The 19,611-nt window shown below is 59.7% G+C and carries 23 protein-coding genes, 1 tRNA gene and 2 pseudogenes; 18 read left to right on the plus strand and 8 right to left on the minus strand.

What is annotated here, in order from left to right:
* Positions 1-246 precede the first annotated feature (246 nt).
* Both NKI85_RS34915 and NKI85_RS38090 read left to right on the plus strand, forming a co-directional pair.
* Entirely contained in the window at positions 247-858 is a 612-nt protein-coding gene (locus NKI85_RS34915) for a glutathione S-transferase family protein (protein ID WP_352532253.1), read from the plus strand.
* 81 nt (positions 859-939) lie between these two features.
* Complete coding sequence (locus NKI85_RS38090; RefSeq protein WP_502896227.1) at positions 940-1,155, plus strand: hypothetical protein; 216 nt, start codon at positions 940-942, stop codon at positions 1,153-1,155.
* A 67-nt stretch (positions 1,156-1,222) separates the two neighbouring features.
* Here NKI85_RS38090 and NKI85_RS34920 read toward each other — a convergent pair whose 3' ends face one another.
* Positions 1,223-2,116 (minus strand): LysR family transcriptional regulator, encoded by an 894-nt coding sequence (locus NKI85_RS34920; RefSeq protein WP_352532255.1) that lies wholly within the window; start codon positions 2,114-2,116, stop codon positions 1,223-1,225.
* A gap of 104 nt (positions 2,117-2,220) precedes the next feature.
* Between NKI85_RS34920 and NKI85_RS34925 the strand changes: the two genes are divergently transcribed.
* The 4 genes and pseudogenes from NKI85_RS34925 to NKI85_RS34940 all read left to right on the plus strand — a co-directional run bounded on the left by NKI85_RS34925 (position 2,221) and on the right by NKI85_RS34940 (position 4,892).
* Positions 2,221-3,084 (plus strand): SDR family oxidoreductase, encoded by an 864-nt coding sequence (locus NKI85_RS34925; RefSeq protein ID WP_352532257.1) that lies wholly within the window; start codon positions 2,221-2,223, stop codon positions 3,082-3,084.
* A 40-nt stretch (positions 3,085-3,124) separates the two neighbouring features.
* Positions 3,125-3,229, plus strand: a pseudogene (locus NKI85_RS34930) (AtaL-like protein); the annotation flags it as partial.
* A gap of 176 nt (positions 3,230-3,405) precedes the next feature.
* Positions 3,406-4,323, plus strand: coding sequence for an SDR family oxidoreductase (locus NKI85_RS34935; protein WP_502900773.1), 918 nt, complete (start codon positions 3,406-3,408; stop codon positions 4,321-4,323).
* Entirely contained in the window at positions 4,320-4,892 is a 573-nt protein-coding gene (locus tag NKI85_RS34940) for an SRPBCC family protein (RefSeq protein WP_352780371.1), read from the plus strand. The genes NKI85_RS34935 and NKI85_RS34940 overlap by 4 nt, the downstream gene beginning before the upstream one ends.
* Before the next feature lie 502 nt (positions 4,893-5,394).
* Here the strand turns inward: NKI85_RS34940 and NKI85_RS34945 are convergent.
* A complete protein-coding gene (locus tag NKI85_RS34945; RefSeq protein ID WP_352780372.1) occupies positions 5,395-6,312 on the minus strand; it encodes a LysR family transcriptional regulator in 918 nt (305 codons plus the stop codon).
* Positions 6,313-6,409: 97 nt separating this feature from the next.
* On the opposite strand from NKI85_RS34945, the gene NKI85_RS34950 reads away from it, so the two are divergent.
* From NKI85_RS34950 to NKI85_RS34975, 6 genes are all read left to right on the plus strand, one after another.
* Positions 6,410-7,201 (plus strand): SDR family NAD(P)-dependent oxidoreductase, encoded by a 792-nt coding sequence (locus NKI85_RS34950; protein ID WP_352780373.1) that lies wholly within the window; start codon positions 6,410-6,412, stop codon positions 7,199-7,201.
* A 12-nt stretch (positions 7,202-7,213) separates the two neighbouring features.
* A complete protein-coding gene (locus tag NKI85_RS34955) occupies positions 7,214-7,516 on the plus strand; it encodes a putative quinol monooxygenase (RefSeq protein WP_352524982.1) in 303 nt (100 codons plus the stop codon).
* Positions 7,517-7,673: 157 nt separating this feature from the next.
* Positions 7,674-8,114 carry a TOBE domain-containing protein gene (locus tag NKI85_RS34960; protein WP_352524983.1) on the plus strand — a complete coding sequence of 147 codons (441 nt, stop codon included), beginning with the start codon at positions 7,674-7,676 and terminating at the stop codon, positions 8,112-8,114.
* Between the two features lie 91 nt (positions 8,115-8,205).
* Entirely contained in the window at positions 8,206-9,204 is a 999-nt protein-coding gene (locus tag NKI85_RS34965; protein WP_352524985.1) for a zinc-binding dehydrogenase, read from the plus strand.
* 568 nt (positions 9,205-9,772) lie between these two features.
* A tRNA-Leu gene (locus NKI85_RS34970) sits at positions 9,773-9,857 on the plus strand.
* Between the two features lie 187 nt (positions 9,858-10,044).
* Positions 10,045-10,743 (plus strand): SDR family NAD(P)-dependent oxidoreductase, encoded by a 699-nt coding sequence (locus NKI85_RS34975; RefSeq protein WP_352524986.1) that lies wholly within the window; start codon positions 10,045-10,047, stop codon positions 10,741-10,743.
* Positions 10,744-10,836: 93 nt separating this feature from the next.
* Here the strand turns inward: NKI85_RS34975 and NKI85_RS34980 are convergent, their stop codons facing one another.
* On the minus strand, positions 10,837-11,043 hold the full coding sequence (locus tag NKI85_RS34980) for a sugar phosphorylase (protein WP_352524988.1): 207 nt from the start codon (positions 11,041-11,043) through the stop codon (positions 10,837-10,839).
* 331 nt (positions 11,044-11,374) lie between these two features.
* Positions 11,375-11,983, minus strand: a complete 609-nt coding sequence (locus NKI85_RS34985) for a hypothetical protein (protein WP_352780375.1) — start codon at positions 11,981-11,983, stop codon at positions 11,375-11,377.
* A gap of 416 nt (positions 11,984-12,399) precedes the next feature.
* On the opposite strand from NKI85_RS34985, the gene NKI85_RS34990 reads away from it, so the two are divergent.
* Positions 12,400-12,723, plus strand: coding sequence for a hypothetical protein (locus tag NKI85_RS34990; protein WP_352525213.1), 324 nt, complete (start codon positions 12,400-12,402; stop codon positions 12,721-12,723).
* 10 nt (positions 12,724-12,733) lie between these two features.
* Here the strand turns inward: NKI85_RS34990 and NKI85_RS34995 are convergent, their stop codons facing one another.
* Both NKI85_RS34995 and NKI85_RS35000 read right to left on the minus strand, forming a co-directional pair.
* On the minus strand, positions 12,734-14,014 hold the full coding sequence (locus tag NKI85_RS34995; RefSeq protein ID WP_352524991.1) for a GNAT family N-acetyltransferase: 1,281 nt from the start codon (positions 14,012-14,014) through the stop codon (positions 12,734-12,736).
* A complete protein-coding gene (locus tag NKI85_RS35000; RefSeq protein ID WP_352780377.1) occupies positions 14,014-15,414 on the minus strand; it encodes a lipopolysaccharide biosynthesis protein in 1,401 nt (466 codons plus the stop codon). The genes NKI85_RS34995 and NKI85_RS35000 overlap by 1 nt, the downstream gene beginning before the upstream one ends.
* Positions 15,415-15,675: 261 nt before the next feature.
* On the opposite strand from NKI85_RS35000, the gene NKI85_RS35005 reads away from it, so the two are divergent.
* Positions 15,676-15,861, plus strand: coding sequence for a hypothetical protein (locus NKI85_RS35005; protein ID WP_031194557.1), 186 nt, complete (start codon positions 15,676-15,678; stop codon positions 15,859-15,861).
* A 62-nt stretch (positions 15,862-15,923) separates the two neighbouring features.
* On the opposite strand, the gene NKI85_RS35010 is transcribed toward NKI85_RS35005, so the two are convergent.
* Positions 15,924-16,115 carry a hypothetical protein gene (locus NKI85_RS35010; RefSeq protein WP_352524995.1) on the minus strand — a complete coding sequence of 64 codons (192 nt, stop codon included), beginning with the start codon at positions 16,113-16,115 and terminating at the stop codon, positions 15,924-15,926.
* A gap of 56 nt (positions 16,116-16,171) precedes the next feature.
* Between NKI85_RS35010 and NKI85_RS35015 the strand changes: the two genes are divergently transcribed.
* Positions 16,172-16,714, plus strand: coding sequence for a hypothetical protein (locus NKI85_RS35015; RefSeq protein WP_352524997.1), 543 nt, complete (start codon positions 16,172-16,174; stop codon positions 16,712-16,714).
* Position 16,715: 1 nt separating this feature from the next.
* A complete protein-coding gene (locus tag NKI85_RS35020) occupies positions 16,716-17,834 on the plus strand; it encodes a helix-turn-helix domain-containing protein (RefSeq protein WP_352524998.1) in 1,119 nt (372 codons plus the stop codon).
* Between the two features lie 23 nt (positions 17,835-17,857).
* Here the strand turns inward: NKI85_RS35020 and NKI85_RS35025 are convergent, their stop codons facing one another.
* Positions 17,858-18,196, minus strand: coding sequence for a hypothetical protein (locus NKI85_RS35025; protein ID WP_352525227.1), 339 nt, complete (start codon positions 18,194-18,196; stop codon positions 17,858-17,860).
* On the opposite strand from NKI85_RS35025, the pseudogene NKI85_RS35030 reads away from it, so the two are divergent.
* Both NKI85_RS35030 and NKI85_RS35035 read left to right on the plus strand, forming a co-directional pair.
* A pseudogene (locus NKI85_RS35030) lies at positions 18,152-18,309 on the plus strand (IS1380-like element ISCARN79 family transposase); the annotation flags it as partial. The gene NKI85_RS35025 and the pseudogene NKI85_RS35030 sit on opposite strands and share 45 nt — an antisense overlap.
* A 228-nt stretch (positions 18,310-18,537) precedes the next feature.
* Positions 18,538-19,488, plus strand: a complete 951-nt coding sequence (locus NKI85_RS35035) for a 2-hydroxyacid dehydrogenase (RefSeq protein ID WP_352780379.1) — start codon at positions 18,538-18,540, stop codon at positions 19,486-19,488.
* Positions 19,489-19,611: the final 123 nt, after the last annotated feature.

The following is a 19,611-nucleotide window of genomic DNA, read 5'->3' on the forward strand; positions in this document are numbered from 1 at the left end:
CGCGGCGCTGGCTGCGCTCGTCCTCAAAACGGGGATGAGCAGCGCCGACCCGCGCCAGTCAAGATGCGGCTCGAGCCTGGGCGCGGTGAGAGAAGCGGGCTAGCTCTGTTTCCTCGTAGTTGCGACCATGGATTGTGTTGACCATAAGTATCCTCCGTGTGCCCCAAGTACAGAAATGTGCTGTCTTCCGCGGGCTTCTGCAACAGTATACATTCGTAACCATCGAACTGCGAGATGGTTGGAACAATGCTGCTGTATCAGTTTCGGAAGGGTACAAACCCTCGACGGGTCATCATTTACCTGGCGGAAAAGGGGATCGACGTCCCGCGCTACGAACTCGATTATGCGAACGGTGAACACCGCTCCGCCCGTTACGTGAACATCAACCCGGCGGGCCGGGCCCCGATCCTGGTGACCGACTCAGGTCTTGCGATCACAGAGTCGGCGGCGATCGTCGAGTATCTGGAGGAACTCTATCCCGACAGGCCGATGATTGGCTCGGACCCGCTGTCCCGTGCACGGGTGCGGTCTCTTGAACGGCTTGGCAATGATCTGATTGCGCGCGGTCAGTTGTGGCTCTGGAACCGGACCGACGCCTTTCCAGCAAAAGAGCCGGTTCCTTCCCAGGAGATGGCGGATCGCACGCATCGCTATGTATCGGAACTTCTCGATGTGCTGGAGAAGGAGATCGGGGAGAACGCTTTCCTAGCTGGTGCTGAGCCGACGATCGCGGACTTTACGACTTTCACGATCTTTCAGACAGCACGCGAGAGGTTCGACCTGCTATTCGGAAATTCTCATCCGCGTCTCGACGCTTGGTACGACCGCTTTCGGGCACGTCCGAGTGCAGATTACTGACGACGCTGGCTTCCGGTCAGAAATCACGGAGTCCCGCATGTTATATTCGTATAAAATTGGCGATTGATCTTCTGCGTATTGGTGTTCGCGGCTGTCTATCCACTTGTGACAGCGCTAAGTTACCTGATGCAGGGGTCGGCCGAGAACTGGCCGATATGGCAGCGCCATCTTGTGATCGTGCCGGTCATCGTGCTGGCAATGGTGTTTGTGATCATTCCGGCCATACAAGCGTTGCTTAATCGCTTGAACAATGACGGCCACTCGCCGGAACGGTGCAACGAGTCACCTAAATCTTAGTTTCCCAAGAACCCCTTTGCTTCGGGGTTTCACCAAGTGCCGTAGACCGTCGGCAGGGTTAGCCGCCTTATGCCCCGATATAGGCCGCCAGTTCGTCAGGCGTTCCCTTCGGAAAAGCTTCCTTCAAATGTTCGAGGAAAGCCGACACGCGAGCGCTCAAAAGCCGCCGTGACGGATAGAGCGTCCATAGGGCTATTTCTGGTCCGTCCACATCACCCCAGTGCACGAGTGTGCCAGCAGCCAAGTCGTGACTTACGAGTGAAATTGGAAGGCGAGCGGCGCCGGCGCCAACGCGAACCGCATCGCGCACCATGATCATTGATGACAGGCGCAGGATCGTATCCACAGCGACGCGCGATCTTCCCGCTGATGTCGTCAAATCCCAGACAGCACTCTGATCGCCCGCGCCGCGCACCACGGCCGGGACAACCACATTACCCCTTGGCCGCGTCACGGCCGGACTCGCCACAGCCACCAGCCGGTCGCGCAAAAAGATGCGTCCGACAAGACTTTCATCTGGCTCCGGATTGACCCGGATCACCAAGTCGTACGTTTCCTCTACCATGTCGACTGCTCGATCTTCGGTCGTGATTTCCAGCCTCACTTCTGGGTATTTGACCGCGAACTCAGCGGCGAGCTTTCCCATTGCAATCTGCGAGAAGAGCAGTGGTGCACTGATGCGCAATCGGCCTTGCGGCCGGTCCCCACCCGAGGCGATCGCCGCCGCGGTTTCGTCGAGCTCGGTAAGCAGCGCCCCCGTCCGCTCGTAGAGCGCCCGTCCTTCCTCGGTGAGCTTCAGCGCGCGACCCCCGCGCTCGAACAGGCGCAGGTTGAGGCTGGCTTCCAGTTCCGCGACACGCCGGGACAGGGTTGCTTTCGGACGCGCTGCGGCCCGCGCGGCCCGTCCGAACCCGCCGTGCCGGGCAACAAGGTTAAAGTCAGCGAGAGCAAGTAGATCCATTTGTTCCACTCGTGAGACGGTCTGTCCAAATATAACGTCTATTGCCATGAATGTGGATCACTAATTTACAGGGTGTCTTTTGCCCCCAAATCGGAGTGATCCCCATGACCATCCTCGTAACCGGCGCGACCGGCAATGTCGGCCGCAACGTCGTCGAACAACTCGTGAACCGTGGCGCCGATGTGCGCGCTCTGGTCCGCGACCCGTCCAAGGCGAGTTTCCCGGCCAGCGTCGACGTCGTCCAAGGCGACCTGCTCGACGTCGACGCGCTGCGCAGCGCCTTCTCGGGCGTGTCCACGCTGTTCCTGCTGAACGCAGTAGTGGCAGACGAATACACCCAGGCGCTGGTCGCGCTGGCCGTTGCCCGCCAGGTCAAGATCGAGCGGATCGTATACCTCTCGGTGATCCACAGCGACGTGTACGTGAACGTGCCGCACTTCGCAGGCAAGTTCGGCGTCGAGCGGATGGTCGAACAGATGGGCCTCAACGCCACCATCCTGCGCCCGGCCTACTTCATGGACAACGACATCACGATCAAGGACGTGGTGAGCGTCTACGGCATCTACCCCATGCCGATCGGTAACAAGGGCCTCGCCATGATCGACGCGCGCGACGTCGGCGAGATCGCCGCGATCGAGCTGATCCGCCGCGAGCAGTCTGCCACGCCGCTGCCGCTCAACCGCATCAACCTGGTCGGCCCGGACACGCTGACGGGCGCCGATGCCGCAACGATCTGGACGGACGTCCTCGGGCGCCCGATCGTCTACCCGGGCGATGACACCGCGGCGTTCGAGCAGAACCTGCGGCAGTTCATGCCGAGCTGGATGGCGCTCGACATGCGCCTGATGGCCGAGCGCTTCCTCACAGACGGCATGGTCCCGGACGCCGGCGATGTCGATCGGCTGACTACCCTGCTGGGCCGTCCGCTGCGCTCCTATCGCGATTACGCCGCCCAGATCACGGCTTGATCGCCGCGGGCTACGGCATCCCCATTCAAGGAGACAAACCATGATCTATTCGACCGCCACCGTTCCGGTGAACCCGGACGGCGAAACCAAGCTCACCCGTGAGCAAGCCTGGAAAGGCCTTGAGCTGAAGGCGCGCGATGCGAAAGCGCCCTGCTATCCACGCTGAAGCGCATCCGCGAGATGCTCGCGGACGGCAAGCTCTGACCCTCGACAACTGAACAGCGGGACCACGTCCCCACGCGTTCCGCCACCAGCGACATCCACGCAAGAGCCGCCCCCACAACCTGTTTTGAAACGTACAAACCCAGAAGGATTAATCCCATGCAGACGACCGGAAACACCATCCTCATCACCGGCGGTGGAACGGGGATCGGCGAGGCGCTCGCTCACCGCTTTCACGACCTCGGCAACACCGTAATCATCGCGGGCCGACGGATCGAAACGTTGGAGAAGGCGATCGGCGATCGGCCGAATATCCACGCTCTGACGCTCGATATGGACGATGCCGCTAGCGTCGCGGCTTTTGCCGAGAAGCTCGTCACCGATTTTCCAAGCGTCAACGTGCTGTTCAACAGCGCCGGCATCATGCGCATGGAAGGGCCGCTCGATAAATTCCGCGATCTGAGCGATGCGGAGGCCTCCATCACCAGCAATCTGCTCGGCCCCATTCGGGTGACCAATGCGCTGATCGAGCATCTGGGCCGCCAGCCCAATGCGGTCATCGTCAATATCAGCTCGGGTCTCGCCTTCGTGCCGCTGGTGATCGCCCCGACCTATTCGGCGATCAAGGCTGCCATCCACAGCTACACGGAATCCCTCCGTGCCGTCCTAAAGGGCAAGATCGAGGTCATCGAGCTGGTTCCGCCCGCCGTGCAAACGGACCTGACCCCCGGCCAGAAGACGAACGAGCGCTTCATGCCGCTCGACACGTTCGCCGATCAGGTCATCGCGCTCTTCCAACAGACGCCCACGCCGCGCGAGATCTTGGTAGAAGGCGTCGACTTCATGCGCAATGCCGAGGCTGAGGACCGCTTCGACGATACTTTGGCGGCGATCAACCCGTCCTCAAGTAGAGGCGCGAAAACCGAGCCGCGACTGCGCAAGGCGCCGAAGCCTCGAGCTTCCTATTCAGGGCTTCGTTCGTGTCTCAGGGGCGGACGGTCTGTTCAAAAACGCAGGCTGCCGCCCATTGCAGTGCTGTTACCTCTAGGGCCACACCATTCGGGAGAAATGTCATGACGGACGATACTGATCTTCACCGCGCCGCACGGCTGAAAGTGGCGGTCACGCGAGAGGTGTTCATCTCGCACGCGATCCAGGACGTCTTCGACTTCGTTGCGGCCGAAGACGTCCTGCCTAAGATCCTGACGGGCTACGGGATGGTGCCCGGTGTTGCGTCGACCTCGGACATTTCGGGTCCGTGGGATCGTCCCGGCTCCCACCGGGTCGTTCATCTGGCGGACGGCAGCACCGCGAACGAGGGCCTGACGCACTACGACCGGCCCTCCTACTTCGCCTATCGGGTGAGTGATCCGAGCTTTGCGCTGAAGCACCTCATGACCGAAGCGCGCGGGCAATTCTGGTTCGAACCGGCTAGTGGCGGCACGCGGGTGAAGTGGACCTACACCTTCCAGGCGAAGAATCGTCTCACCAAGTTTCTGCTAACTCTGTTCGTGAAGAGCCAATGGAAGGGCTACATGGACGTCTGCCTGGCGAACGTCATTGAGCTTTTCGCCGCATTACCGACCGCTGTTCCCGCACGTGCACCGGGGAAAAACAGCAGCGCTGGCGGTCTAACGTCCCGATGAAAAACAGGACCTGAGCGGATGTTCGATACCAAGGTAGCCATTCTCGTCCTCGACGATCTCGAGGTGTGGCAGAAGCTAAAAAAGGGGTTTGTCTACCGTGCGACGGAGTGTCGCAAACTTAACAAATAAGACCTTCATCCCTTAAAGCCTCGCAAAGTTGTCTGGGTGCAGAATAGGAGCCGCGTCTACAACTGCTCGCGGCGCCAGTGGCGTACAAAAAGCCATTTGTGAATCAGCACGGAAGATTGATCCCTTGCCTTTGCTGCATAAAACCTTGATTTGCATAAATGAAATGAAAACCAGGCGTAGTCACGATCGCCGCCGATGCTGACGCCACCCCGATTGCGAAATTGTTAGCAAAGTCACGAACTTGTTGCCTTTGGGCCGAGGGATCAACCTTCCGTGCCGATTCACTGATGCATCTGGAAAGCATCGGGTGCGTTCTCGATTATCAGGCTTCGACCTGTCACGACTGAACAACCCGAATATTGACGCGCCGCTCCTATATCCCCTTCAGGAGGGGCGTTTCGTCCAGCACCTCGACCATATATTCAATGAAGGCACGTACGCGGTGTGGCAGCGGTCCGCCGCCGACATAGATGGCATGGACCAGTTCGAGGTCGCCTGGATTGCAATCTTCGAGTAGTGGCACGAGCCTTCCCTCGGCTATTTCGGCGGCGACATGGAAAAGGCCCAGCCGTGCAATGCCGGCGCCGGCAAGTACCATCTGCTTCATGGTCTCGCCATTGTTCACCACGAGGCTTCCCGTAACTGATTGGCCGATATCCCTGCCTTCGAAGCGGAAGGGCCAGGATGGCCGGGTGCGGCGAAAGTTGAATGTCAGGCAGTCGTGGCGTTCGAGATCGGCCGGCGTCGCAGGCCTGCCATGACGCGCGATGTAGTGTGGAGCGGCGCATACGACGCGCCGGCTGTGCCCGAGTTTCCTAGCAATCAGACCGCTGTCCGCTAAATTGCCCATGCGGATGGCGACATCGGTCTTCTCCGCGACGAGATCGACGATCCCATCCATGAAGCTCAGGTCGACGACGAGGTCGGGGTTGCGTGCGAGGAAGGCCGGCATAACCGGGGCAACGAACATGGTGCCGAAGGGGATCGTGGTGTTGACCCGCAGCCGCCCCCGAACCGCCCCGCCAGACGCCTCCTGATCGGCGTCGTTCAGATCCTGCAAGATCCTCAGCGCGGCATGATGATAGGCCTCGCCTTCCTCGGTCAACCTGATGGCACGCGTCGTGCGCAACAGAAGGCGCGTGCCGAGGCGCGCTTCCAGCCGGGCGATCAGCTTGCTCACCGCCGACGGTGTAATGTCGAGCTTGCGCGCCGCCGCGGAGAAGCCGCCCTCCTGCACCACGCGGGCGAACACCTCCATCTCGCCTGACCGTTCCATCAGTATGCGCGGCATTGATGATCTTCATTCACAGGTGCATATCCTGTATTGGCAATAGTTCTCCTGACTCTCAAATCATAGATTGCCTCCAGACACAATCTGGAGACGTTCCATGGACCTGCAACTGAGGGGCAAGACCGCCCTTGTCACCGGCGCCACTGCCGGCATCGGGCTCGAAATCGCCCGCGCACTCGCGCTCGAAGGCGCAATCGTCATCATCACCGGCCGCGACCGGGCGAAGCTCGATGCGGCGATCGCCACCGTCAAGGCGTCAGGCGACAAGGCCGTCAGCGGCATCCTGGCCGACGCCGCCAGCGCCGAGGGCGCATCCCTCATCGCCAAGGCCGCGCCAGCGATTGATATCCTCGTCAACAATCTTGGCATCTACGAGAGCAAGCAGTTTGGCGATATCACCGACGCGGACTGGAACCATCTGTTCGATATCAACGTGATGAGCGGCGTGCGCCTGTCTCGCGCCTATCTGCCGGGCATGCTGGAGCGGAGCTGGGGCCGGATCATCTTCATCTCCAGCGAATCCGGTCTCGCCGTCCCGGCCGACATGATCCACTACGCGACCACCAAGACGGCGCAGCTCTCGATATCGCGCGGGTTGGCACAACTTACGCGCGGCACCAACGTCACGGTCAACGCGGTGATGCCGGGGCCGACCCGTTCGGACGGCATCGAGACTTTCCTGCGCAGCCAGGCGGGCGACCCGTCCGCACCGATCAAGCAAATCGAGGCCGAATTCTTCGCCACCGCGCGCTCGTCTTCGATCCTGCAGCGCATGGTGGAAGCGGAAGAGGTCGCCAGCCTCGTCGCATATCTCGCCAGCCCACGCTCATCGGCCACCAACGGCGCCGCCCTGCGCGCCGAGGGCGGCCTCATCAACACCATCGCCTGAGAGAGGTTTTCGATGTCACAGTCACCGCTTACCGTCATTGCCATCACCACAGCCAAACCGGGCAAGGAGGCGGCGCTCGGCGCCGCCCAGGAAAAGCTGGTCGCAGAGACGCTGCTCGAAGACGGCTGCCTGCGCTACGAACTGCATCAGTCGCTTGATGATGGCCGGATCCGCATCTTCGTCGAGACATGGGAAAGCGAAGCTGAGTGGCGCGCCCATATGGACGGCGCTGCGATGCAGCGCTTCCAGGCGAGAGGCGTCGGTGACTATTTCGCCGATTTCGCCCTGCATCGCCTGACCAAAGTCGCAGGCTGACATGGGGCATCCGTCATCCGAACACGGTGGTGCTCGGGTCGGGATATATGCCGACGGACCTGCGCGCAATCCCGTCTAATCCCGTGCAAAAAGAGATTCCATCATGGAACGACGGCTACTTACCGTTCTTTATGTGACGCACGACCAGATCGAGGCGATGACCCTCGCCGACAGGATCGTCATCATGAAGGACGGTTACATCGAGCAGGTTGGGTCGCCGGAAATGGTGTTCACGCAGCCGCATAATCTGTTCGTCGCGAGCTTTATCGGCAGTCCGTCGATGAACCCTCTTCCGGCGACGGTCGAGACGGCTGACGGCGAGCCGGTGCTGGTTTCCGGGTCGCTGCGGATACAGGCGCCTGATGTGATGGCCACCGCCCTGAAGCCGACGCAGCGCGTCACGATCGGCGTGCGCCCATCCGATGTCGGCCTGGGGAACGGCAATACACCCGGAAACGGCTACGACGCAGCGATCGAGGTCGTCGAGTATCTGGGCACCGAGGCGCTCCTCAATGTCAAGGTCGGCGGTCAGGAAATGGTGGTGCAAATTCCGGCGTTGGCCAGACGACGGGCAAAAGAGCGTTCGCATCGTTTTTGATCCTGACAAACTGCACATTTTCGACACGCAAAGGGGCCTAGCCATTCGGCCTTGAGCCTCGCCAACGCTATCGATTCTTCTGGAGGACGCCATGGGGCGCGAGATCGTTTTCACCGGAAGGCGAAAATTCGAACTGCTGGACTACGACGATGCGCCGGCTGCGCCGAACGAGGTCCGTGGCCGCACGCTCGCGACCCTGGTCAGTCCTGGCACGGAACTCGCATGGGCCGATGCCGGCGATTTCCCGGTTCGCCCCGGTTACGCGGCCGTATTCGAGGCCGAGGACATCGGGGCGGCCGTCTCCGGCATCAATCCGGGCGATAGGCTGCTGTGCATGGGCGCGCATCGCTCCACTCAGAAGACCGACGCCCGCTACCTGCTGAAATTACCCGACGGCGTGTCGCCTGAAACGGCGGTTGTTGCCCGTCTCATGGGCGTATCGATGACCACATTGATGACGACCGCGGCACGGCCCGGGGACAGAGTTATCGTCTGCGGGGCAGGCCCTGTAGGCTATCTGGCGGCACATCAGTGTCGAATTTCCGGATACGAGGTGACCCTTGTCGAACCTGACGAACGACGGCGCGTCCAGGCCATCAACTCAGGCATTGCCGACACGCTTTCAGCTGTTCCGATTGGTGACCCGGCCTATGCGGGCAAGGTCGCGCTGGTGATCGATTGCTCGGGACATGAACAGGCCGTGCTTGACGGCTGCAAAGTGGTGCGCAAGCGTGGCGAAGTCGTGCTGGTAGGCGTGCCGTGGAAGCCTCATACCGGTGCGCTCGCCCACGAGATTCTTCACGCTGTGTTCTTCAACTATGTCATCTTACGCAGCGGCTGGGAGTGGGAGGTTCCTCTGCTCTCGCGCGGCTTTGTGTGGGAAGAACTATACGACGGATACAACAACGCGCCGCACAGCACCTATTCCGGCTTGGCCAAGGCGTTGAAATGGCTGTCCGAGGGCCGCGTTCCCCTCGATCGCCTCGTGCGCAGCCTACATCCCGGAGATCCCTCCGCCGTCTACAATGCGCTGATCAACAGAGAGATCGATGAACCCTTTGTGGTGCTCGATTGGAGCCGAGTCAGGTGAAAAGCGCGTTCTGGAACGGGCCACGGTGACCCATTGTCGATCATCTTTGTTCGACCATAAGGGAAGGATCACGTGAGTTGATCCCGAGCCCCACAATTTGACCAGCTGGATAATGTCGAACCCACGGGTTGCTGTCTCAATCGCTCCGCGCGCCGAGCCATTCCTGATTTGGTGGCAGCCGGGAAGGACGAGCCGAACAAGATCGCGGCGGCGCCAACAAAATGCAATCTCCAAGCCAATCAATCGACGGCGAACATGTCAGAAACCTGGCCGTCATCGCCGCCAGCAAGTTTGTTTGTGTTAAAACGAGATTGTTGGTGTTCTGACAATCTGTCGATCTAGTCGAGATCTGGGAGCTTGCGATGCGCGGCTCGCCGTCGGTTATGAACGGAGTTGGTGCCAAACGGCTAGGTAACTTCGTTTTGCTTTGAGCGAGCAAATAGCACGAAATTCGTCGCGAAAACACTCTGGACTTCATGGAATACGTTGTGGCATACGCGGTCGAGGAGCCACACGGAGTCGCGGGATCCCCACTGAAGGGGCCGCGAAACGGATTTGGTGGCTGGATGCGGGTGTGGTGGAATTGGTAGACGCGCTGGATTCAAAATCCAGTTCCGAAAGGAGTGTCGGTTCGAGCCCGACCACCCGCACCACTTCTTAAATCAATGGCATTCGGCAGTCAGGCGGTTTGAATTAAACCCGGCTCCTCGGGCATCGGCAACGTCACATGCGCCCTCCGAAAGCGAAGGCCTCGCGTTCGAATCGCGGCGAGGCGCCAACATTCTTCAGAGATTCGAACTACGAATCTGGGGGTTGGAAGTCACAGACAAAGCGGTTCTCGTGACCGGGGCCAATCGCGGCCTCGGCAAGGCGCTGGTCGAGGAAATATTGAAACGGGGTGCGAAGCGGGTCTATGCCGGCGCGCGCAAACCGCACGCCCACGCAGATCGGCGCGTCACGTCGCTGATCCTGGACGTGACCGATGCGGCGCAGATTGGGGCGGCTGTCGAGCGGATCGGGTCTCTCGACATCCTCATCAACAACGCTGGCATCGGGCTCTACGACGACCTTGGCGATCGTGCTGCGCTCGAGCGACACCTCGCCGTCAACCTGCTCGGCGTGCATGGCGTAACCCACGCATTCCTGCCGCTGCTCACGCATTCGCAAGGCGCCGTGGTTAACATCCTATCAGAAGCGGCTCTCGTTCCGTTTCCGATTATTCCGTCATACTCGCTGTCGAAGGCTGCCGCGTTCTCCATGACGCAATCGCTACGTGCTCTCGCCGGCGCTCGTGGCGTGAGCGTTCATGCAGTCCTGTCCGGTCCCATAGACACCGACATGAGCAGAGACGCCGACATACCGAAGAGCTCCGCGGAGAGCGTCGCGAAAGGTATCCTGGACGGCATGGAGCGGGGGGAGGAGGAAATTTTCCCTGATCCAAAATCGGCCTCCATGGCCGAGAGCTGGCGCGGCAGCGCGTTCAAGGCGCTCGAACGCCAGATGGCGGCTTTCGTCCAAGCCATGCCCGCCAAGTCATAGGCGATCGGCGCCATCGTTGCGCTGCCAGCATTCGCAATTCAGCGCCACCCAGTAGAGAGGAAAATCATGCTGTTGAACGCAACTTCCATGGTTTCACCAGCGGATGACGATGACTTTCTCGGTCCCGTTTGCGAGTTCGACAGCTTCGGTGCCATCTGGTTTGCGGCTTTGGATTTTGGCGCCGTCGACGACTTCAACGCCAACAACATTGACTCCAAAGGCTTCATCGATTTCGGCGGCACTGACCAAGGTGTCCGGTGGCAGGTCCTTTACTTGATCCAACAACTCGCGAAGCGTCATGGCGAATCTCCTTGGCGACAGCAGGAATAGGAGCAGCATGCTTTCGCCGCACATCCGGAACCATGTCCCTTGAGAAAGGTTCCCGATGAAAGTGCCAGACCCATCGCAGAATGGATGCGCGCGGCAATCCGCCTCGTCCCGGGCATCTCGCCTATGGTAAATTGCCCTAGGCTGCCGACGCGTCGCCGGTTCGACCCGGCTGGGGGCACCGTTTTCTTCCGGGGAACCTCGAGAGTTTGGTTGGACGTTATCCCAGGAGCGTCCTCTGGGATAACGTCTTTGAGGTCCGGCTGCCCTTCCTGGTAAGCTCGGATCGTAGCCTGAGCCGCTGTTACATCGGCCCCGGCACCATCTTGGTGGGCTGCTCCGGCATCGGAAACGCATAATTGTCGCATTTCACGTCCGGGTTCGTCGGGCTGAACATTCCGAGCGGGTTGTCCTTGAACAGCCAGGCGTGAAGATCGTAGTGGTGGAACTCCTTCGGGATGAGCGGATAATGCCCCTCCATCGGTCCCTGGAACGTCTGTCCGAAGAGCTTCGGCGGCTCCTTGGTGTCGGGCGTCAAGGGCACGAGCCATTCCGCGCCGACCAGGCGCAAGTCGCCGCCGACCGGCTCATAGATCAGCACATTGGGACGCGTCGGATCCGCGGTCGGGCCGATAGTCGTGACGTTGACGAAATGGATGCCCATCGCGCCCTTCGGGTAGTCCATCGCCCCTTCTACCTTTTCGCCGCTGTAGAAGACGCATCCAACCGTCGATAGATAAAGCTCGCGAATGGCAACCTTGTAGTCCTCATACCTGGACAGCGATTGACGCAGGGCATCGATCTCGGCCTTGTCGGGTTCGGCGGCCCGAGGAGTGGCGGCGTTCAGACACGCGCCAATGAGACCTGCCAAGGCGACGATACCGATACGCCTGAGGTGAGTTGTTTTCATCATGCATTCCTCCCAGATTTTTTCTTCTGGCCGTGCAAGACCGAGGCGGCAATGATGCTACGCGCGGCCGAAATTGATCGCCTCATCCCTATTGGGACTGCGTCGATGCTAATCCTTTCCGCTGATCGGGAGAATTAACCCTGACGACCTAGGCCCGAGCAGGCCCAGCCCATGGCGCGGGAAGACCCCAGACGGACAGAAACCAGAACAGGTTGGGCCTCGGCGTTATTTTGCTGGACATTGATTTGGCCGCAGCCGGGAAGCAGCATTGCCTACGCCTCGAAAGGGTATCGGGAAACGCCCGCTTCACTATATTAGTGTGCGCTAATGATATATGATTGCCGCAAGTGTCATTGGCGTTTGGAGCCGTTCGGGTGCACGCGGTCGGAAAACGATGGATGGAGGCCAGCTTGGCAGGCGTGATCGCCACGGCTGCAGCACTTGGGAGTGTTTCGGCATTTGCGCATAGTTCCGATGGCGGTTGGACCTATCCACCGGCCTGCTGTCACGGCGATCCGCTGACAGGAGAGTGCGGCAAGATTCCCAGCATAACCGTCACACCGCGGCCAGATGGCTATGTGATCGTTTTGCGGCCAGGCGACCATCAGAAGGTCACTCATCAGGACCGATATTTTGTCCCCTACGATAGCGTAATTCCCTCCGGCGACGACAATTTTCACATCTGCCTTCATCCGACCGAAGAACACGAAAACTGCTTCTTCGCGCCGGCAGACGCGATTTAGGCGAATACTCCTACCGCCGCCGTAACAGGCTCTTCATCCGGTTGCGCAGCAGGCGGGCCATGTTGCGGGTCTCGCGGTAGAGGTGAAGCTGCGAGGCTGCCTGGCGGGCGGGGCGGTCAGCATCCGGCGTCAGCCCGATCACCAGCGTGCCCATCGGCTTGCGTTCCGTCCACAGCCGGCTCATCACCGGATGGTCGGGCACGGCGCAGGAATCGGTCATCATGATGTTTGGGTCGTCGAGATGCTGCCTGGTCACCTCGATCATCAGCAGCGTGCCCGGCGAATAGGCGGCGAGCGTCTCGTCATAGGCGGTCTTCCAGGTGTAGGCGACGCCGGCCTCGACGAAGACGACCAGGCAGGCGATGGTGCGGCCGTCGAGCGTCAGCGAATGGATGCGGCAGAGATCCTGCTCGGCCAGCCGATGCACCGCCTCGCGGGCGAAGGCGGCGCGGTAGCGGTCGATGGCCATGGCGGTGCGCTCGCGGCCTTTCCAGCCGGCAGCTTCCAGCGTCAGGAAATTTTCGATGGCATGGCGGATCTCGTCCGGCCCCCGTGCAACATGATGTTCCAGCCGGCCGAGGTCGGCGAGGCGGCGCTTCAGGCGGCGGAATTCGCGATAATGGTGCGCGCGCAGCGAGGTTTTCAGATAGTCTTCGCCGTCGAGCGCGCTTTCGAGCACCGGGCGGTCGGCCTTGCCGGTGGTGACCAGCGTCAGGCCGCGCGTCTCGGCGACGCTGGCGAGCAGGCTCGCCACCGGGCCGTCCAGCCGAATATCGGGCAGCACGAAGACTTTCGGCAGCTTGAGATGCGGCCGCGACAGCATCGAGAAGAAATCCTCGATGACGCCGATCGGATCGTCGCGGTCGACCAGCGGCGTGCCGATCGGGCCGAACGGGCTTGACCAGGTGCGCATGACGGGAACGCCGAGCGGCATCGCCGGCCGCTCGACCGAGAACGGCACCAGCAGGCGCAGCCGGTTGCGATACTGGTCGCCGTCGCGGATGACGGCCAGCCGCACCTCGCGGTCCTCCAGCCTGGGCATTGCCGGCGCCAGGAAGCGCGGATTGAAGAAGACATTGGGCTCGATCGTGCGGGTGCAGAGATAGTCGAGCTCCTCGACCAGGTCGAAGCCGGCGGAGGCCGGATAGATGGCGAGCTTGCGCTCGGGCCGGTTGTTGGCGAGGATCTCGATATGGGCGGGATCGGCTTCGCGGGCAAGCCCGGCCAGGCCGGACACCATGGCGCCGGCCGGGCCACCGCTGGTTTCCTCGAGCAAGGGGACGGCAGCCATCAGGCGGCTCCTTTGGCGGGTACGAAAATGACCATGACGATGCCGAGCTTGCGCCAGACCGTGAAGGACAGCGCGCTCGCCTCGAAGATCATGGCGAAAGCGGTGGCCATCGCCGCGCCCCACAGGCCGAAGAGCGGGATCAGCACGACGTTGAGGGCGATGTTGAAGGCCAGCGTCATGGCGTAGACGGCGGCGCAGATATTCTGGTTGCCGCTCATGGTGAGCAGGCTTTCGCAGGGGCCGACGGCGGCCCGCGCGACGACGCCGAACACCAGCAAAAACAGCAGCGGATAGCCGGCGGAAAATTCGGGACCGAACAAGGTCAGCATCGGCTCGCCCAGCGCCAGCACCAGCAGCGCCATCGCCAGCGACGGCCAGAAGGTCCACGACACCGTCTCGCGGGCAAAGGCGGCGAGCTTCTGCGGCTCGCCATGGGTGAACTGCGCATAGCGCTGGGCGACGCCGGCCTTGACCGCGAAATAGACGAAATGCACCAGCGCCAGCGTCTTGACCGTGGCGAAATAGACGGCGACGTCGTTGGGATCGAGATAGGCGCCGACCATCAGCACGTCGGCATTGGTGAGCAGGAAGAAGAAGCTCTCGACCAGGAAGATCGGCAGCGACACGATGAACCATTGGCCGAAATGCAGCTTCATCGGCCCGGCCGGGATCCTTTTGTCCATGCGCGACGTCACGCCGACGAGCTGACCGAGCGTGGTGGCATAGGTGGCGGCGATCGCCGCGAAGATCGCCGTTCTGGCGTCGGGCGCATAGCCCACCAGCAGCATCAGCGCCATGAACGCCAGGATCAGCACCGGCCGCACCAGGAATGTCGGCGACAGCGCAAACAGCGCCCAGGAATTGGCCCGCGCCAGCCCTTGCAGAAGGTCGGACATGGCGATCATCGGCAGGCAGATGATGCCGAGGATGAACGGCACGACATAATAGGCTTCGATAAAGGGCGACAGCAGCCAGACGGCGAGCGCGCCGAGGCCGGCGATCGCCGTGGAGGCAATCAGCACGAACAGCCGGCTGGCCCGCACGATGCCGCGCAATTCGGCCATCATGCCGCGCTCGCGATATTCGGGTATGAAGCGGATGACCGAGGTGTGGAAACCGAGGCAGGCGAGATTGCCGACGATGACCATGGTCACCCAGACGAGGACGAAAATGCCGTATTCGAACGAGCCCATCCAGCGCGCCATCAAGACCTGGCTGACGAAGGCGATGACGGCGCTGACGATGCGGACCGAAAAGGCGATCAGCGACATGCGGCCGGCCTCGCCGCGCTCGCCGGCGGTGAACAGCACGGCATCGATCAGGCCAAGCAGCGGCCTCATGCGCAGCGCAAGGCGCTGCGGCAGGAACCGCCCGGCTGTCGTCGCCGCGGAAAAGCGCACCCAATACTCTCCGTTTTCCGCCAATTTACAGGGGCTGGGTGTAGCGAAAACACATTAAGAAACGGTTGGGTGGGGGAGCCCTTCGCCCCGTCTCTGTACGGGGAGAAGGTGCCGGCAGGCGGATGAGGGGCGGGCGCGCTGCTTCATATTCGCGCAACTCTTCACCCTGCTCGGTAGTGTCTCAGTTTGAAATACGCGGAAACGCCTATCTCGTTTGCCCCATAAACGCCTATATGCTTAGCGGAACGCATGGCAGCAACAATGGTCTACACTGTCATCTGGTATGGAAGGCAGGGCATCGTCGACAAGGTGATCTTCGACGACGAGAAGACCGCGAAAGATCATGCAACCTCCATGTTCCAAACCCGAAAGGGAGACGATGGAATCGTGTCCGTTGAAGTTCGTAAGGACAACGGCGCTGTCGTCTTTAGCCATGCGGAGAACTAGGAATGCCAACCGGACCTAAAGGCCAGAAGCGCTCCGCCGCAACATCGGCAATGCCGTTCGCGTCATGCGCATTGCCACTGACGAGGAAGCCGACGACGTGACGGCAAAGACCTGCCGCGAAAGCGCGGGGCGCGAAAGGCGGCAAGAAGCGGGCCGAGAATATGACGCCAGAGCGTCGCGCTGAGATCGCCAAAAAGGCTGCGGAAAAGCGATGGGTAGGCGCTAGGAATAATTTTCGGAATAATTTTCTTCATTTTCGTCGCGCGGTGATGTATCCTGCCAAACAGAATCAGGCAGGAGAGATTGGCCCGTGGAAATTGATATCGGCATCATCATGGATCGGCTGTCGCCATATCTGGACTGTATCGACGCCATCCTGCGGCATGGCCACACGACCTATGAGCGTTATGCGCCTGAGATTGTCTTGGACCACGACGCCAGCACTCAGGCTCACTGCACCTTTCGGCACACTTTGGCGGAAGCTCACAGAACTCTGGATGACTTGCCAAATGTCCGGCACATGGAAATCCGGGGGCAAAATCTATGGCTAATTGAGACCGCCAATTCAGTCATACGTTTTAAGAAGACGGACGAAGATGGCGTGTCGTCCAACTATCCAACACCCCAAGCCGTTGCATTTGATGACGGTGACGAACTGCCTGGGCTGACCCCCATGCCAACGAGGCTGACCGCCGGCTATCTTCTTGACGCCACTGGCACGGGGTTCATGCGGTCGCAGATATCGTTGCCAACGAATAAGGGCGCGATGTGGTGTGCAGCGATTGTTCCGTTTGAATCGAGAGCAGCCGACGAAACTGCTTGGCATGAGGTTACCCGGCAGCGCCGGTTCTAAAATGCAGCAGATTGAACTTTTTAATCGCCACATGATGGCGCTCGCTCGCGATTCTCGCGGGATTAATCAGTCTGTGCTTGCCGACAGGATGGGCGTGGCCCAAGGCACGATTTCAAAAATCGAGGCCGGCTTGATGGCTGCGCCAGAGGACTTTGTGGTCGCCCTTGCCGGCACCCTCGGCTATGAGCCCGATTTCTTTTTCGAGACTGGCCGCCCGTACGGCATGCCGCCCTTCCATTACAGAAGGCGGAAAAAGCTCGGCCAAAAGCCGCTCGACAAGATGATCGCGGAAATGAATATCCGCCGCATCCAACTCGGCATCCTCCTAAAATCCGGTGGTGTCAAAACGAACGGCTTCATTCCGGAGATTGATCGGGATGAATATCAGGGCTCGACTTCTCGCGCTTTCAGCATTGAAGATGCTGCTCGGCACTTGCGCGAAGCCTGGATGCTGCCGGATGGTCCCGTTGAAAATGTTACCGCTTTGATCGAGGACCACGGAGGCATCGTGATCCCATGTAATTTTGATAGCGACTTGATCGACGCTGTCAGCCAGCGGATTGATGGCCTTCCGGTACTATTCTTCGTGAACATAAATGCTCCCGCAGATCGGATACGGCATACCCTCTGCCACGAACTTGCGCACATGGTTTTGCATACGACCACATTTTTGGATGATGAGGTCATGGAACAAGAAGCCGACCAGTTTGCCGGGGCATTCCTTTTGCCGGCGAAATCCATTCGGTCTCAGTTGACCAAATTTGAATTCCGACAAATTGCCAATATGAAGAAATATTGGAAGGTCTCAATGTCCTCCATAGTCATGAGGGCAGACCGTTTGAACTATGTAACGCCATATCAAAAGAAATCGTTCTTTATACAGATGAGCAAGCTTGGATATAGAAAGAATGAACCGTATGAACCTCCCAAGGAATATCCGATTAAGGTAAATAAGCTTGTGGATTACCACAAGAATGTATTGGGATATTCTGATAGGGAATTGGCGAAAGCGCTGTACATTTCTGAGGCCGAGTTTGAGCGTATGTACGGTTCAAAAATGCTCGGCCCCCATGGCGCGGGAGGTCAAACAGGGAGGCCCGCGCTTCATATTGTAAGGTGAACGGTCTTTCGCAAACTCTCTGATCAATGGACGATATTTGCAAAAAGATGGGCGCCATAGCACCAAAGCCAGGCAAGCGTGGCCCATATAAGAAAAGCACAGATTAGGTGTTTTCTGGTTCTCTCATAGCCTCCAGTGAAAAAATATCGATCAACCTGATCGCAGCATCTGCCGAAATAGGCTTTTGCAAGAATCTCTATCCCAGAAGAGGGATGCGTGGAATTCAACCAGTTAGGTGACCTCGAACGCCGTGCCCTGCGTCCCGGCAACGTCCACAGTGCCGACAACAGGAAGGATGTTCTGGCACCACTGACCAGCTCACAAAGAAGCTCATCAAGATCGGTGCCGAGGTTATCAGCCATGGGCGTTATGTCGCCTTCCAGATGCGGAGGTCGCTATCCCGAGGCAACTCTTCACCGACATCCTGCGGCTGATCGCGGAACTCCGGCCATCGCCCCATCCGTCACCGGCGTGACCGGCCCGGTTGCATGCGTTCCAGCAAATCCAGGGGAGAGCTATGCCTTGAGGAAAGCGAAATCGACATCCTCGGCCAGCAACGGGCAGACATCACGGCTTTGGCGGATCACCAACGCCATTTTTGCCGGGGTCTGGTCTTGCAACTGGTGCCAGTTTGCGCAAACCTCAGTCTCAACAGACCGGTAATCCGGTGGATGCCTGATTACCTGAATCTGGGAGGGGCGAAGTGTTAGGCGAGCCCATTACCGTTCTGATGGTCAATGAGTATCCTGACTACATTGATGCACAAGTATGGGCTGCTGAGCTGAAAACCCGTGTGCCGCAGCTGGAGTTCAGGCTTTGGCCAGACGCCGGGAACAAAAGTGACATAGATATTGTGCTGATCGACAAGGGCGCCAGTCCTGGCTTTTTTGATGCCATGACGGGGCTAAGCGCCGTCGTCTATTTGGGAGCCGGTGTCGAGGGTATTGATCTTCAGAGCTTTCCCAAGAGTGTTCAGCTCATCAGGCTCGCAACGCGTGAGCAGGCTTCGGAAGTGGTGCAGTACATCGTCCTTCGCGTTCTCTGTCAGCAACGGCATGTTGCGGATTACGTGAGTCTACAAGCCCGCAAGTTGTGGAATCCGATCGCGCCGCGGAAGATCTCCGAGACAAGAATTGTTGTGCTGGGTGCGGGCCGGATCGGTGGCTGGGCCGCAAAGCTGTTTGCGGACTTGGGCTACGACACAGCAGTCTGGTCTCGTCATCAAAAGACGCTTCCTGGTATACACAGTTACTTTGGCCGTGCCCAGCTTGCGGACGCACTCACAAGTCGGGACTACGTTATCTGTTCACTGCCCCTGACTGGTGACACTCGTGGGATACTGAACTCCAGTGCCTTTGGAAAAATGAAGCGAGGTGCCTACCTTGTGAATGTCGGCAGGGGCGCGCATGTCAACGAAGCCGACCTGATCCGCGCTCTCGACGAAGGTCAGCTTTCTGGTGCTTGTCTTGACGTGTTTGAGCGTGAACCGCTGGAGGCTTCATCGCCCTTGTGGACTCATCCCAGGGTGACCATCACACCTCATGTCGCGAGCTTCTGGGTGGATTCTGGAATCGACCAGGTCGCCGATCTCTGCGGTCAAGTTGCAAGAGGAGAGCCGCTGTCCAACAAAATCGACCTCGAACGGGGTTATTGAATCGAAGTAGTGTCTTTACCGTAAGCGCCACGCCGCTCCCCTCGTGCGGGGCATGAGGTGACTGTGCGAAGAATCCCCCCGATCGCGAGAGACGGAGGGCCTACGTGGGAGCAGACGGCAAAA

This window comes from Mesorhizobium sp. M0571, from assembly GCF_040320985.1.
Taxonomy (GTDB): Bacteria; Pseudomonadota; Alphaproteobacteria; order Rhizobiales; family Rhizobiaceae; genus Mesorhizobium.

Bases quoted from the DNA above. Each gene is read 5' to 3' on its own strand.
- NKI85_RS34915 (WP_352532253.1), top strand. From the start codon at position 247: ATGCTGCTGTATCAGTTTCGGAAGGGTACAAACCCTCGACGGGTCATC.
- NKI85_RS34920 (WP_352532255.1), bottom strand. From the start codon at position 2,116: ATGGATCTACTTGCTCTCGCTGACTTTAACCTTGTTGCCCGGCACGGC.
- NKI85_RS34925 (WP_352532257.1), top strand. From the start codon at position 2,221: ATGACCATCCTCGTAACCGGCGCGACCGGCAATGTCGGCCGCAACGTC.
- NKI85_RS34935 (WP_502900773.1), top strand. From the start codon at position 3,406: ATGCAGACGACCGGAAACACCATCCTCATCACCGGCGGTGGAACGGGG.
- NKI85_RS34940 (WP_352780371.1), top strand. From the start codon at position 4,320: ATGACGGACGATACTGATCTTCACCGCGCCGCACGGCTGAAAGTGGCG.
- NKI85_RS34945 (WP_352780372.1), bottom strand. From the start codon at position 6,312: ATGCCGCGCATACTGATGGAACGGTCAGGCGAGATGGAGGTGTTCGCC.
- NKI85_RS34950 (WP_352780373.1), top strand. From the start codon at position 6,410: ATGGACCTGCAACTGAGGGGCAAGACCGCCCTTGTCACCGGCGCCACT.
- NKI85_RS34955 (WP_352524982.1), top strand. From the start codon at position 7,214: ATGTCACAGTCACCGCTTACCGTCATTGCCATCACCACAGCCAAACCG.
- NKI85_RS34960 (WP_352524983.1), top strand. From the start codon at position 7,674: ATGACCCTCGCCGACAGGATCGTCATCATGAAGGACGGTTACATCGAG.
- NKI85_RS34965 (WP_352524985.1), top strand. From the start codon at position 8,206: ATGGGGCGCGAGATCGTTTTCACCGGAAGGCGAAAATTCGAACTGCTG.
- NKI85_RS34980 (WP_352524988.1), bottom strand. From the start codon at position 11,043: ATGACGCTTCGCGAGTTGTTGGATCAAGTAAAGGACCTGCCACCGGAC.
- NKI85_RS34985 (WP_352780375.1), bottom strand. From the start codon at position 11,983: ATGATGAAAACAACTCACCTCAGGCGTATCGGTATCGTCGCCTTGGCA.
- NKI85_RS34995 (WP_352524991.1), bottom strand. From the start codon at position 14,014: ATGGCTGCCGTCCCCTTGCTCGAGGAAACCAGCGGTGGCCCGGCCGGC.
- NKI85_RS35005 (WP_031194557.1), top strand. From the start codon at position 15,676: ATGGTCTACACTGTCATCTGGTATGGAAGGCAGGGCATCGTCGACAAG.
- NKI85_RS35010 (WP_352524995.1), bottom strand. From the start codon at position 16,115: ATGAAGAAAATTATTCCGAAAATTATTCCTAGCGCCTACCCATCGCTT.
- NKI85_RS35020 (WP_352524998.1), top strand. From the start codon at position 16,716: ATGCAGCAGATTGAACTTTTTAATCGCCACATGATGGCGCTCGCTCGC.
- NKI85_RS35025 (WP_352525227.1), bottom strand. From the start codon at position 18,196: ATGGCTGATAACCTCGGCACCGATCTTGATGAGCTTCTTTGTGAGCTG.